Genomic DNA, 12,561 nt, shown 5'->3' on the forward strand with positions numbered 1-12,561 from the left:
GGAAGTGTCTCCACTGAAAACAGAAAAGAAGGAATACAATATTGCAAAGCAGGAATACTATGCAATTACAAAAAGAAACAAAAAGATAGCTACGGCGGACATGCTGGTTCTCGGCACAGGACTTTTGCTCAAATTCTTTAATCAAGCCGAGATAGGGAAACACTTCATGTGGCTCGGATTCATTATTATGGTCTATGTATTCGGTACGAATATGATGGCACGTAATGAGCTTAGAAAACAACAGCCATGATCATTATTTAATAATAAAATAGGAACTTCGGAGGCACATCCCTCCGAACTTACTTAATTACTACAACACTTACATTCCCATCTTTTTCATCATTTTCTGTATGTTGAACTTACCACCACGAAGCCCCTTCATGGCGTTTTGCATCATCTTATAATATTTTAGAAGTTCCCGCACAGCATCCGGACTGCTACCCGAACCCAAGGAGATCCTCTTGATACGTGAACTACCGAGAAGTCTTGGATTGAGGAGTTCCTCTTCAGTCATTGAGTCCATGAGAACACGATAACCTTTCATTTTATCCTCGGTGACCTTGTAAGCATCATCTGAAAGCTTAGCACCCATACCACCAAGAGGGAGCATTTGCATGATCTGTTTCATAGGACCCATCTTGTTCATTGCCTCAAGCTGTGAATACATGTCCTTGAGAGTGAAACGGCCCCGCATCATGGCCTCCATGTCAATATCCTCTTCAGAAAGAGTTTCTTCTGCCTTTTCGATCAGTGATTTGATATCACCCATACCAAGAAGACGGGAAATGAACCGATCCGGTTCGAACTTCTCGAGGTCGTCCGGGGTTTCACCCACACCAATGAAAGCAATGGCGGAATTCGTCTCGGAGACAGCGGACAATGCCCCACCACCTTTTGCAGTACCATCTAGTTTGGAGATGACAACTCCGGAAATACCCACAGAATCATTGAAAGCCCTTGCTTGCTCGCTTGCCTGCTGACCAATGGCACCATCAAGGACCAGTAATTTGTAATCCGGTTGTGCAATCTCATGGATCTGTTCCATCTCATCGATGAGGTCAGCTTCCAGAGAGTGACGACCTGCCGTGTCCACGATAAGGACATCGTTCTTCCCAAGTTCTGCCAATCCTCTTTCCACGATCCCCACGGCATCGGGATTACCTACCTCGCCGTAGAATGGAACGTTCAATTTGTCACAAAGGGTCTTCAATTGTTGATATGCACCTGGACGGAACGTGTCCGCACAAATGACAGCAGGCTTAAGTCCTTTTCTCTGGAAATAGCGGGATAGTTTGGAAGTCGTAGTGGTCTTACCGCTGCCCTGCAGACCAATCATCATTATCGTCTGAGGTTTCAGAGGAATATCAGCGCTTCTGCCTACGATACTGATGAGTTCCTGATAAACGATCTTGATGACATGCTCACGTGGGTTCATTCCAGGCGGAACTTCTTCCTTCAAGGCACGTTCCTTGATGTGACTGGACATCTGCATTACAAGCTTGACATTGACATCCGCCTGCAACAATGCTCTTTGAATATCCTTTACGACCTCAGTGACCGTTTTTTCATCGATGCGCCCAGCGCCGACCAGTTTCTTTAAAGCGTCCTGAAGAGAACTGCCGAGTTTATCCATTACCATATAATAATCATCCTGTGAAATTTATATAAAATAAAGTATGATATAATGTGTGATTTCCTGAATCAAAGAGGTGAGCTTTATTTAATAACCTTTTGAAAACAATAGTAATTAAAACAGAAAATATTTAAACTTATAGAACCAGAACAAAGATATAAAACCAAATTAATAATAGATAAGATAATAGATAAAAATAGTAGATTGAATAGCGGGGGATGGATTCGAACCATCGGTCTACGGGTTATGAGCCCGTCGGGATCTCCTGGCTACCCCACCCCGCTAAGAGTGAGTTATTCATGCACAGTGTGAGTCAATCACGCTTGCAACCCTACTACTGCGCACTGGCATATAAAGTTTGCGTACAACCTGCCTCCTGAAACTACTTTTGCCCTACGCCAGAGGAGAAGAAGAGGATAATGAACTATCCCATGCCATAAATCTTTAAATATATCGCAACTAATAGGGAATCGGTGAACAGATGCCACACAAATGTACCCGATGTGAAAAAATATTCGAAGACGGAGCCGAAGTAATTCTAAGCGGCTGCCCTAACTGTGGCTGGAACAAGTTCCTTTATGTGAAGGACATGGAACCTGAAAAAGAGGTCCAAGTACAGCCAGAGACAGTGGACAGCGTCGATGACGACATCCCGGCAGAACAGTTCATCAGGGAAATAGATGACATCATCGGTATTGAACATAAGGAAAGAGAAACAGTTGAAGAAGAAGGAGAACGTGTTGAGTCCGTAAGAATACTCGGACCTGGGTCCTATGAACTGAACCTGAACTCACTCTTTGAAAGGGAAGAGATAGTCATGGCCATCAAGCAGGATGGAACATACGCAGTCGATCTCTCATCTGCATTCAGGAAGAAAAAGAAAAAACACAATTGAAACAGCAATTGCATTAATCAATCATTGATACAACCATTTCATTTCAAGTGGGTATTATTGAAGTCTGGAGAGTGGATGACAAAAACCTATGAAAGAAAATGGGAGATCGACCTCCTAAGAGGAATAGCCATCACATTGATGGTCTTTTTCCATCTGCTCTATGATCTTTATTATTTCGGTTACTATGACAATGATATACGAACAGGTGAGGTTTTTCTAATAGGAAGAGCAGCAGCATTTTTATTTATATTCGTAGCAGGGATCTCACTCACGTTAAGCTTCTCAAAACAACTTGAGATGGAGCAGACCAAGCCTAAATTTATAAAATATGTAAAAAGAGGATCTAAGATATTTTTATGGGGGATGGCAATAACTGCCGGAAGCTATATTTTTTTGAGAGAAGGCATTATCATATTCGGAGCGCTCCATTTCATAGGAGTAGCCATAATACTTTCATATCCATTTCTAAAGCAACGGTCTGCAAGTCTGGTAGCAGCTTTTTTAACAATTATCGCCGGAATACCATTACGAACAATTACAATCGAACAACCGTGGTTGTTATGGATAGGCATCCAGCCAACAGGATTTAGATCATACGATTATTTCCCACTAATTCCATGGTTCGGAGTCATGCTAATGGGTATTTTCACAGGAAATGTGCTTTATCCGCAATACAAAAGAAAGTTTATCCTTTCGGACATTTCAGAACTTACTCACATAAAGGTATTAACATATATGGGAAAACGATCACTGCGAATCTATCTGCTCCACCAACCAATATTGATAGCTATCTTTTATATTACAGGATTTGCAGACCTAAGCCAGTTCATTCCATGAAATATTATGATAATCAGAAGAAATCCGAAAGTCGGGTCTGCCTTTCATCCAGCTTGTCCAATTTTGTGACACCTACTCCCAACAAGCGTAATTTATTTTTTCCATTGAATTCCTGAAGCAACCCTTTTGCTGTTTTTCTGATAGTGACAAGGTCATCGGAATGTGCGGCAAGTGTTTTCGCTCTTGTATAGGTTGTGAAATCCTCGAGTCTGACCTTTATTGTAACTGTCTTGAACAAGTATTTCTTCTTTGAGAGGGAAGTATGCACATGCTCGGAGAGAGTATCCACCACACTTTCCAGATATTCCATATCAGAAGTATCTTTGTCGAAAGTGTCCTCTTTACTGATAGATTTTATTTCCCCACTTTCCTGAACTTTCCGACCATCTACACCATTGGCAAGCTGATGCATGACCAGGCCGAACTTACCAAACTTCTCACGCAAATCCTGGACATTATGTATAGCAAGTTCCCCGATCGTCCTGATCCCCATCTGCCCCAGCATCACACTCGTTTTTTTACCAATACCCGAGATTCGAGAAACGTCCAGAGGATAAAGGAAAGACCTGACATTCTCTGGGCTAACTATTGTCAACCCATCGGGCTTTTGGAAATCTGATGCTATTTTCGCAATAGACTTATTAGGACCGATACCGACAGAACAGGTGATGCCCTCCTTTTGGAAGACATCTTTTTTTATCTGCATAGCCAGTTTTTTAGCTTCATCAAACCCGGAAACAATATAGGAAACATCAAGATAAGCTTCATCCACACTTACTTGCTGGAACTTTGAAGAATAGTTTCTAAGCAGTTCCATAATGGAGTTGGAGACCTTCTTGTACAAAGGCATGTTAACACGCAGATATACAGCTTCAGGACAGAGATGATATGCTTTTGATATGGCCATTGCTGACTTTATTCCAAACTCACGTGCCTCATAGGAACAAGTGCTTACAACACCCCTGCCAACCCCTTGCAACGGATCAGAGCCAACCACCACAGGCAACCCTTTAAGCTTAGGATCTGCAGCTACTTCCACGGATGAATAAAAGCTGTCCATATCAATATGAAAGATCATTTTAATAGCTTCACCAGCCCCAATCATAAACAACATGATTGAAAATGGTTGTGCACATTAGCAGACATTCAGCAAAGGATTTAATCCATAAAGGACATTGAGGATTCATAACGTATCGAGCTATAGGAAATGAACAATGTATAGATACATAGCCATTGCAGCATATTGTGTAGTCCTTTTCCTGACACTTCGTGATATCAGGATATTTCGCCGCACAAGATTAGATTCATACAGAAAAGGAGCAATTAAAGGAATTGTTGCATCCACTGTAGTACTACTAGGCACCATCGTAGTAGAGATCAACGCTGAGATAGGATTGGTGATAGTGTTCATAGGCCTTTACATAAACCGCAAAGGAGTACGCGAAAATGTATTCAATGAAGCGAACACTACCGAACGCCTTCTGGGAAAGAGCGATATAAATTGAGTATGCACCTACAAATAAAGCACTCGAAGATACCTCCAATCCAAAAGATATAAATGGAAAGGTTTTCTATAAGGCGATACTCTTAATCATATCTATCTAAATTTACTGGAGATACTTAAATGGGAAATATTAGACAAACACATATCAAGAACATTGCATTCCGTCTGGTCGAGAACTATGGAGACGTTTTTACAACCGATTTTGACAAGAACAAGCTTCTCGTCTCCCAATACACAACTATCGAGGGCAAAGTAATCAGAAACCGTGTAGCAGGTTACGTTACCCGCAAGATCAGATATCCAAAATTAATTTAAGTCAGGGAAGTGGAACGCTATGTTCGAAGGAGTATTACCGGCGCTTATAACTCCGTTCACGAAGGATGACACCATCGACAGGACGGGTCTGATAAAGAATATCGAATTTGCTGAGAATGGCAAAGTGACCGGCGTAGTTGTCTGTGGTACCACAGGCGAATCTGCCACATTATCCACGGCAGAGCACATGGAGGTCATCGATATCGCAGTAGAATGTGCGAACGTACCGGTAGTTGCCGGCACTGGCTCGAACAATACGGCTGAAGCAGTGGAACTAACAAAACACGCTGAAGAGGCCGGAGCCTCAGGTGCTCTTGTAATATCTCCTTATTACAACAAACCGAACAAAGCGGGACTTATATCCCATTTTAGAACAATAGCAGAAGCAGTGGAAATACCGATTGTGCTCTATAACGTGCCATCACGTACAGGGCAGGACATTTCACTGGAAGTTATCACAGAGCTTGCCAAGATCGATAATATCGTAGGGATCAAGGAAGCAAGCGGCAATCTTGACAAAGCATCACAGATAATCGAAAACACAATGGATGAGGATTTCAAGGTCACATCAGGAGATGATGGACTTACCTTGCCCATAATGAGTATCGGTGGATGTGGTGTTATATCCGTGGTAGCCAACATTGTGCCGGACAGGATGAGCAGGCTTGTCAATGCCTTCAACGAAGGTGACACGGCAACCGCCCAGCAATTGCACTATGAAATAGCTCCACTTATACGTGCTCTTTTCACAGAAACTAACCCAGTGCCAATAAAGCGTGCAATGAATCTTGTCGGCCTCAATGCAGGTCACTTAAGACCACCTCTTGCACCGATCAGTGCTGAAAATAATAAGCTTCTTGCAAATTGCCTTAAAGAACTCGGGTGTCTACAATGATAAACGCAGGAGTTACAGGTGCTTCCGGACGAATGGGGAAGCTCATTATTGAGAACATCATCAAGATGGAAGGAATTCAGTTATCTTCCGCGTTCGATCTTATGAACATCGGCAAGGATGTGGGAGAAGTTGCACAAACCGGGAAGCTCGATGTGAACATCTCTGATGTAGCGGACATGGCAACCGTTCTGAAAGAATCAAAGACCAATGTTGTCATTGATTTCACCATTGCCCCTGCAACCGTTGCGAACGCACCAGTAGTAGCTGGAGCCGGAGTTGACCTGATCATAGGAACTACCGGATTCAGCGATGAACAGCGTGCCACTATCGAAGGTGCTATAATCAAAAACGGCACCTCAGCAGTAATCTCACCAAATTATTCAGTTGGTGTCAATGTCTTTTTCAAGATACTTCAGGAAACCGCAAAGTACCTTTCAGAATATGATATAGAGATAATCGAAGCCCACCACAACCAGAAGAAAGATGCACCAAGCGGAACTGCTATGAAAGCAGCAGAGGTCATCAGTGAGACTCTGGGTGGTAAGGACTTTGTTTACGGACGAGAAGGTCTCGCGCCAAGGGATAAAGAGATCGGCATTCATGCAGTTCGCGGAGGAGACATCGTGGGCGATCATACAGTCCTCTTTGCCGGGGATGGCGAAAGGATAGAGATCAAGCATCAGGCACATTCCAGAAATGCATTCGCATCAGGCGCAGTAAAAGCAGCCATATGGATAAATAATGCAGGACCAGGCATCCACACAATGGATGATATACTGGGCTCCTAATCCTTTTCAGTCTGCAGAAATGAGAAGTTAAAAATATTGATACACACCCTTGACAGATATGTCAAGATTGTGTTTATGGCATATCTGAGGACTTATACAGAGCCAGACTTATTAAGCCTGCAATTACTTATTCAGTTATAATGATAGATGGGCAGTTCTCAATACCTTATTTAGAGCATTTATCATATGCAGGAATTTTCATTACTCTTGCTGTTCTAGGCCATTTTATACCGCTACCAGAAGAAGTTCTTCTCCTTACTATAGGGTACTTTGTTAGCCTGGGTTTTGGTAATCTAGGGATTGTTATTGTTGTTAGCTTGATTGCTGGTTGTTCCGGGGACATATTACTATACTGGCTTAGTAAAAATGGCAGTAAATTGTTTTTGCATCTTAATCGTAATATTAATGAAAAAAAGATTGTCAAGTATGAAAATTTAATGCAAACCCATGATGGAAAAACGGTTTTTGTATTACGTTTAATCGTGGGTCTTCGTTTTTTTGGCCCTGTTGTTGCAGGATCTGCAAATGTTGCATGGCGAAAATTTCTGTTTTATGATCTACTGGCTTTGTTGATCTATTATCCATCTCTGATATTTCTTGGGTACCATTTCCACAATAATCTCAGAAATCTGATATCTGAAGTTGGTATCTTTAGTCATATTATATTTTTTATTGTAGTAGGACTATTTGGAATAGCTATAAGCATATACTCTAAGAAAAAATTTTAAAATGTGTATGTTATACTAGTATTCTGGGTGAATTACTTTTTATAATTAATGCGCATGATTTATTATGGGTTTCTAATGGCTGAAAGTAAATCAATGGGGTTGTGGTCAGCTACTTCTATTGGTGTTGGTGCAATGGTTGGTGCAGGGATTTTCTCAATATTTGGGGTTGTAACTCAGATATCGGGGGATGCTGTATATATATCCTTCATTATTGCGGGAACGGTAGTCCTTTTAAGTACTGATTCCTATGCAAAATTAGGAGCAAGATACCCTTCTGCAGGTGGACCTGCAGAGTTTCTTATAAGGGGATTTGGTGATGGAAATTTAAGCGGTGGACTAAATATTCTTCTCTGGATTGGATATATATTCGGACTGGCGCTGTATGCAAAGGGATTTTCCCTTTATGCGATGACCTTTCTACCATCCAGATCGCCTGATATCTGGTCGAATATATTTGCTACAGCGATAATACTTATTTTTACAGCCAGTAACTTCATAGGTGCAAAAGCTTGGGCAGATCAGAGATTTTTATTGTTTCAATAAAAGTGGGCATACTCATACTATTTGCTCTTGCAGGCCTGTTCTTTATCGATCCGGATAGGCTATCTCTGTCACATTGGCCACAAATTTCATAGGTAAAAAACATATTAGAGAGAATTGCGATTAACTGCTGATTTTTTCAAAGCAAATTTTTTCGGCTGATTTTTTGAGTATTTCTCTCTATTTCCAGTACTGTCCTAATCTTCATATATATACTTTCCAACTTTTTTGAATAGCTACCGCTATTCATCCTAATGATTTTCTTCTTATTGTCCTCAATTGATAGAGATTATAGCTGAATGCTGTAATCGCCATTTTGACATTTACTCTTGCCAACGTTGTTACTCTTACAAATCCTGACGTAAACACATTTTTGATAACAGCATAAGGTCTTTCTCCCTTTGCTCTTTTCCTGCTTATTCTTTTGTTTCTCATCTTATCCCTAATACCAATAGGATGACCTCGCACGCCCCTTTGCATAGTTGCATCATATCCTTTTGAAATTGCACCAAAGTAACCTCTATCTCTGTAAACAACTTCGCCTTCTTCAGAAAGATCCACCTGACTATCATGAACTGAGGCAGTAGTTGTCCTATATCTCCTTATCAGATCATATTCGGTATCTTCAATGGTATGTAGTTTATATCCAAAATGTGACTTAGATGCCTTTTTTGTCCATGTACCGTCCTTACATCTTCTGGTCTTTGCTTCATTTCCACGAGGAGTATCAAGATTTGCATGTCCTGGATCAGCATGTATAAATGTTGCATCCTGAATCATACCTTGTTTGATCCTCAAACCTTTCTTATCAAGTTGTCTTTGCATTTCATTCCAGATTTCATCTTCTTTTCCTGATTGAGCAATTCGTTCTCTAAATGCCCAAACAGTAGTATGATCTGGAATTTTTGCAGGAAATTGTTGCAGATTGATAATCTGCAACTCCTGTTAAATCTCTGATTTAACATGACCCAAGAATTTCCTAAAGGAAATTCTGTCAGTAGCTTGTCTTTCAAGTTCAGGGTCAGATAGTCCATGCCATTGTTGCAATACTAACATTTTGAGCATGACGATTTCATCAACGTTTGGTCTGCCACCGAACTCTGTTTTATTGATATACATCTCTGCTATAATTGGACGAAATGGTTTCCAATCGATGAGAGATTCAATTTCAGAGAGCTTGTCACCGAGATTTTCAAGACGTTTGTACTCTTCTTTAAAAGCAAAGTTTGTTAAGGACATAATACAAAATTATTGTAATATATTATAAATATTGCGTCTGTTTTCGAGGTTTATCGGAATTCTCTAGAATTAATACCATACAATCAGATAATGATACTACTAGCGACTGATATTCAAAGCCCTTGGTTTCCATTGTAAAGCTGCCCCATCTATTGCAATCTGATATTAGCTTTGTAAAAACTCAAAAGATAAATGCAGCAGCATTAGCCCTGATCTAACCAATTGCTGCAGCTTGGGTTAATTAAAATGTACACCTTTGTTGTTATAGAAACTATCTGCAAACTCCTGAATTATCCAAATAATAATGTTTTATGGGTTTCAGATTTTCATCAAGCTCATAGACAAGTGGAATGTTAGTAGAGATATCAAGTTTTACAATCTCCTCATCAGGGATGTCATCAAGGTATTTTATAAGAGCTCTTAAACTGTTTCCATGAGCAACTATGAGTACTTTTTTGCCTGACTTTATTATTGGGACTATATTATGATGCCAGTATGGCAAAACTCGTTCAACACTGTCTTTTAAGCTTTCACTAACCGGAATCCTTTTTCCATCCACATCTTTGTACTTTGGATCGTTGCCTGCATATCGCATATCATTTTTTTCGAGTCCAGAGGGTCTTGTATCATAACTTTTTATCCAAATGAGCAATTGATTTTCCCCATCTATTTTTAGAGACTCCTCCTTATTTAATCCCTGTAGTGCTCCATAGTGTCGTTCATTTAGATGCCACGATTTTCTAACAGGAATCCACATCAAATCCATTTTTTCCAGCACGATCCATAATGTTTTAATTGTCCTCTTTAGAACAGAGGTAAATGCCAGATCAAAAACAAATCCGGATTCCCTGAGAATCTTTCCTGCATCTTTGGCTTCGACAATACCTCTGTTGGATAGATCAACATCAGCCCAACCAGTAAAACGATTTTCTTTATTCGAGATACTTTCTCCATGCCTTAAAAGAACTAATTGAATCATTATAATATCACTTCTCTGTTACCAGTATTTTTTAAAAAAAATATATTTTCAGGACTGAGAAAACTGTTTCAGCAATTTTAATTTATAGTATATTCGTCGAATCTTTTACTTAACCTTCTCTTTTATCCCCATTATTATACTTAGATTTCTATATATTAAGAGAATTATTGAATCTGCTTCAGGGATCTTATTAATCAGAAAATGGATATTCTCTGAATCGTATATTGGCTCTGTAGAAAACCTATTTTCCATTTGATTTTCACATAAAATTTTAAAAAGGATTATCCCCTGAGTATTACTTATCACAGAAAACACAAAGGGGATGATTGTGTTTTGTCTAACAAATATTTAAAGTTTGTTGATACCGCACTAGCTGTATCAGGTAACTCACACCTTCAGATCTATAGTTGCAAGTATTCCAAAAGAAAATATACTCAACATCAGTTATTGACATTGGTTTTATTGAAAGAATATCTGAATGAAGATTATAGAGATATTGTTGAACTTGTAGATTTAATGGATGAGGTCAAATCAAGAATAGGAATTTAACAGGTTCCACACTTTACTACGCTTCATAAATTTGTCACAAGACTCAATTCTGTTTATTTCAGTGAATTGCTACAGCAAACACTTAAGCTCTTTTATTCTCATGGTGAAAAGATTGAGATTACTGCCATTGATTCGAGTGGATTTACTAGTGGTCATTGTAGTTACTATTATTCGTGGAGAACAGGAAAGAAACGCAGATCATTCCTGAAAACCAGTATTTCTGTTGATACTGATAAGTTTATTGTCACTGGTTTTAAGATATCAGGTAAACCTGTACACGATTCAAAACATGCGATGACATTGCTAAAGCAATGTCATAAAACTCGTAGATCAAATTATGGCTCTGTAGAAAACCTCATTTGAACAATAAAAATAACCCTGACATACCTGTCAAGGTTATGCACTAATAATTTGAATTTAATTTCTTTTAGCTGATTCCAGTACTTTTTTGCCCTAATTTCTTCGCCATATTTTCTTTCCAGGACAGAGAACATCGTTTCTACCAGATTTCTATTATGTTACAGTTCCTCATCAAATTCCCATCTCATTTTTCTACGGTACTTACCTTTGATCTTCTTTCTTTTCTTCTGTCTCAAAGGAATCATAGCGATTGCTTCTAATTTTTCCCTTGCAAGAGAATGTATATCTTCAGAATCGTAACCTTTATCCATCACATAATCATTTGGGCTCTGTAGAAATCCTTAATATTCGGACAATAATCAAATTTAAAAATATTGTTGGATGTGTTGCACGATATTTGATTATAATCTCAATTCCAGTCTAGAGGTGTTGGTTTTGATAGGTTTTCTACAGAGCTTTACACCCATTAATTTTTATTAAAACAATGGATTTCTACAGAGCCCACTTTTAGTATTTGACATCCGTCTTATCACCAAAAAAATGCCTTACATCTAAAAGAAGCACCGATCTTATTCTTTCTAGATTTTCTTTGAGATTATTCAGATGCATCCTCTCCGAGTGAATATTGCTATTTGCAGACCTTATCAGGACCTGGTGAGCTTCTATCTCTTTTTCAATTTTTTCTCGTTCCCGATAAATGCTGAGACCATTTAATTCCGAGGTCAGTTTATCCTTTTCAGAAAGATAGTCTTTTTTTTGTTCAACAAGTAATGATGTGTTCATTTTGTCATTCAGTACCTGTTTCTGTTTTAGAACTTTATTACAAATCTGATCCTTCAAGCCAAGTTCTCCACTCTCTACCCTGTTGGTAAGTTCTGAAAGAAATGGACCGAGATCATATTCGATAGCATAAGCTGGATCTTCATTAATTGCCTTAAGAATCTCCCTGTTCTCCAGAGAAAGCACGTATATTTCATTTTTATCCTGTTTTTCCATTCTGGAAATGGCTTTTGAGAGAGGTGTGAATAATCTTCGTGCTTCCAATCTAATATCAGCTATTTTTGTATCCAGGTCTCTGATCTTGTTTTCAAGATCCTTTGTCATCTCGAGCTCCCTACTGTTATCGAGTTCCACCAGCTTCAAATTATAATCGGATAGATCTTTCTTTGCAGATTCGTATTTTTCATCCAGTTCGAGTAACTTTATTGTGCTTTTCTTCATCTCATTCTGGATATTTTTGACATTTGATACTTCTTCTGCAATCTTCATTAAATTCTCTATCCTTTCATTTCCTTCCAT

General features: G+C 39.2%; 13 protein-coding genes, 1 tRNA gene and 3 pseudogenes. 10 read left to right on the plus strand and 7 right to left on the minus strand.

Features of this window, described 5'->3' with window-relative positions:
• Positions 1–4: 4 nt before the first annotated feature.
• Positions 5–250 carry a hypothetical protein gene (locus tag MBUR_RS00725; RefSeq protein WP_011498321.1) on the plus strand — a complete coding sequence of 82 codons (246 nt, stop codon included), beginning with the start codon at positions 5–7 and terminating at the stop codon, positions 248–250.
• A 69-nt stretch (positions 251–319) separates the two neighbouring features.
• Here the strand turns inward: MBUR_RS00725 and MBUR_RS00730 are convergent, their stop codons facing one another.
• Positions 320–1,639 (minus strand): signal recognition particle protein Srp54, encoded by a 1,320-nt coding sequence (locus MBUR_RS00730; protein ID WP_011498322.1) that lies wholly within the window; start codon positions 1,637–1,639, stop codon positions 320–322.
• 203 nt (positions 1,640–1,842) lie between these two features.
• Positions 1,843–1,917, minus strand: a tRNA-Met gene (locus MBUR_RS00735).
• 197 nt (positions 1,918–2,114) lie between these two features.
• Between MBUR_RS00735 and MBUR_RS00740 the strand changes: the two genes are divergently transcribed.
• Both MBUR_RS00740 and MBUR_RS00745 read left to right on the plus strand, forming a co-directional pair.
• Positions 2,115–2,528: a Zn-ribbon domain-containing protein gene (locus tag MBUR_RS00740; RefSeq protein ID WP_011498323.1), complete on the plus strand. Its 414-nt coding sequence runs from the start codon at positions 2,115–2,117 to the stop codon at positions 2,526–2,528.
• Between the two features lie 75 nt (positions 2,529–2,603).
• Entirely contained in the window at positions 2,604–3,365 is a 762-nt protein-coding gene (locus tag MBUR_RS00745) for a heparan-alpha-glucosaminide N-acetyltransferase (RefSeq protein ID WP_011498324.1), read from the plus strand.
• Positions 3,366–3,378: 13 nt separating this feature from the next.
• Here MBUR_RS00745 and dinB read toward each other — a convergent pair whose 3' ends face one another.
• On the minus strand, positions 3,379–4,443 hold the full coding sequence (gene dinB / locus MBUR_RS00750) for a DNA polymerase IV (protein ID WP_011498325.1): 1,065 nt from the start codon (positions 4,441–4,443) through the stop codon (positions 3,379–3,381).
• A 136-nt stretch (positions 4,444–4,579) separates the two neighbouring features.
• Between dinB and MBUR_RS00755 the strand changes: the two genes are divergently transcribed.
• From MBUR_RS00755 to MBUR_RS00780, 6 genes are all read left to right on the plus strand, one after another.
• Positions 4,580–4,870 (plus strand): hypothetical protein, encoded by a 291-nt coding sequence (locus tag MBUR_RS00755; RefSeq protein ID WP_011498326.1) that lies wholly within the window; start codon positions 4,580–4,582, stop codon positions 4,868–4,870.
• 119 nt (positions 4,871–4,989) lie between these two features.
• Positions 4,990–5,184, plus strand: coding sequence for a 30S ribosomal protein S17e (locus MBUR_RS00760; protein ID WP_011498327.1), 195 nt, complete (start codon positions 4,990–4,992; stop codon positions 5,182–5,184).
• A gap of 19 nt (positions 5,185–5,203) precedes the next feature.
• Positions 5,204–6,079 (plus strand): 4-hydroxy-tetrahydrodipicolinate synthase, encoded by an 876-nt coding sequence (dapA, locus tag MBUR_RS00765; protein ID WP_011498328.1) that lies wholly within the window; start codon positions 5,204–5,206, stop codon positions 6,077–6,079.
• Positions 6,076–6,867 (plus strand): 4-hydroxy-tetrahydrodipicolinate reductase, encoded by a 792-nt coding sequence (gene dapB, locus MBUR_RS00770; RefSeq protein ID WP_011498329.1) that lies wholly within the window; start codon positions 6,076–6,078, stop codon positions 6,865–6,867. The genes dapA and dapB overlap by 4 nt, the downstream gene beginning before the upstream one ends.
• A 140-nt stretch (positions 6,868–7,007) precedes the next feature.
• Positions 7,008–7,595 carry a DedA family protein gene (locus tag MBUR_RS00775; RefSeq protein ID WP_011498330.1) on the plus strand — a complete coding sequence of 196 codons (588 nt, stop codon included), beginning with the start codon at positions 7,008–7,010 and terminating at the stop codon, positions 7,593–7,595.
• 75 nt (positions 7,596–7,670) lie between these two features.
• Positions 7,671–8,138 carry an APC family permease gene (locus MBUR_RS00780; protein WP_052286168.1) on the plus strand — a complete coding sequence of 156 codons (468 nt, stop codon included), beginning with the start codon at positions 7,671–7,673 and terminating at the stop codon, positions 8,136–8,138.
• Positions 8,139–8,381: 243 nt separating this feature from the next.
• Here MBUR_RS00780 and MBUR_RS00785 read toward each other — a convergent pair.
• Positions 8,382–9,374 (minus strand): annotated as a pseudogene (locus tag MBUR_RS00785) (IS5 family transposase).
• 271 nt (positions 9,375–9,645) lie between these two features.
• Positions 9,646–10,353 carry a 2,3-diphosphoglycerate-dependent phosphoglycerate mutase gene (gpmA, locus tag MBUR_RS00790; protein WP_048063114.1) on the minus strand — a complete coding sequence of 236 codons (708 nt, stop codon included), beginning with the start codon at positions 10,351–10,353 and terminating at the stop codon, positions 9,646–9,648.
• Positions 10,354–10,686: 333 nt separating this feature from the next.
• Between gpmA and MBUR_RS13245 the strand changes: the two are divergent.
• Positions 10,687–11,241, plus strand: a pseudogene (locus tag MBUR_RS13245) (transposase); the annotation flags it as partial.
• On the opposite strand, the pseudogene MBUR_RS14240 reads toward MBUR_RS13245, so the two are convergent.
• Positions 11,238–11,579 (minus strand): annotated as a pseudogene (locus MBUR_RS14240) (transposase); the annotation flags it as partial. The pseudogenes MBUR_RS13245 and MBUR_RS14240 sit on opposite strands and share 4 nt — an antisense overlap.
• A 190-nt stretch (positions 11,580–11,769) precedes the next feature.
• A complete protein-coding gene (locus tag MBUR_RS00800; RefSeq protein WP_157196602.1) occupies positions 11,770–12,531 on the minus strand; it encodes a hypothetical protein in 762 nt (253 codons plus the stop codon).
• Positions 12,532–12,561 lie beyond the last annotated feature (30 nt).

The sequence above is a fragment of the Methanococcoides burtonii DSM 6242 genome, assembly GCF_000013725.1.
GTDB lineage: Archaea > Halobacteriota > Methanosarcinia > Methanosarcinales > Methanosarcinaceae > Methanococcoides > Methanococcoides burtonii.

Coding starts and splice junctions, on each gene's coding strand:
- MBUR_RS00730 (WP_011498322.1), bottom strand. CDS start 1,639: ATGGTAATGGATAAACTCGGCAGTTCTCTTCAGGACGCTTTAAAGAAA.
- MBUR_RS00740 (WP_011498323.1), top strand. CDS start 2,115: ATGCCACACAAATGTACCCGATGTGAAAAAATATTCGAAGACGGAGCC.
- MBUR_RS00745 (WP_011498324.1), top strand. CDS start 2,604: ATGACAAAAACCTATGAAAGAAAATGGGAGATCGACCTCCTAAGAGGA.
- dinB (WP_011498325.1), bottom strand. CDS start 4,443: ATGATCTTTCATATTGATATGGACAGCTTTTATTCATCCGTGGAAGTA.
- MBUR_RS00755 (WP_011498326.1), top strand. CDS start 4,580: ATGTATAGATACATAGCCATTGCAGCATATTGTGTAGTCCTTTTCCTG.
- MBUR_RS00760 (WP_011498327.1), top strand. CDS start 4,990: ATGGGAAATATTAGACAAACACATATCAAGAACATTGCATTCCGTCTG.
- dapA (WP_011498328.1), top strand. CDS start 5,204: ATGTTCGAAGGAGTATTACCGGCGCTTATAACTCCGTTCACGAAGGAT.
- dapB (WP_011498329.1), top strand. CDS start 6,076: ATGATAAACGCAGGAGTTACAGGTGCTTCCGGACGAATGGGGAAGCTC.
- MBUR_RS00775 (WP_011498330.1), top strand. CDS start 7,008: ATGATAGATGGGCAGTTCTCAATACCTTATTTAGAGCATTTATCATAT.
- MBUR_RS00780 (WP_052286168.1), top strand. CDS start 7,671: ATGGCTGAAAGTAAATCAATGGGGTTGTGGTCAGCTACTTCTATTGGT.
- gpmA (WP_048063114.1), bottom strand. CDS start 10,353: ATGATTCAATTAGTTCTTTTAAGGCATGGAGAAAGTATCTCGAATAAA.
- MBUR_RS00800 (WP_157196602.1), bottom strand. CDS start 12,531: ATGAAGATTGCAGAAGAAGTATCAAATGTCAAAAATATCCAGAATGAG.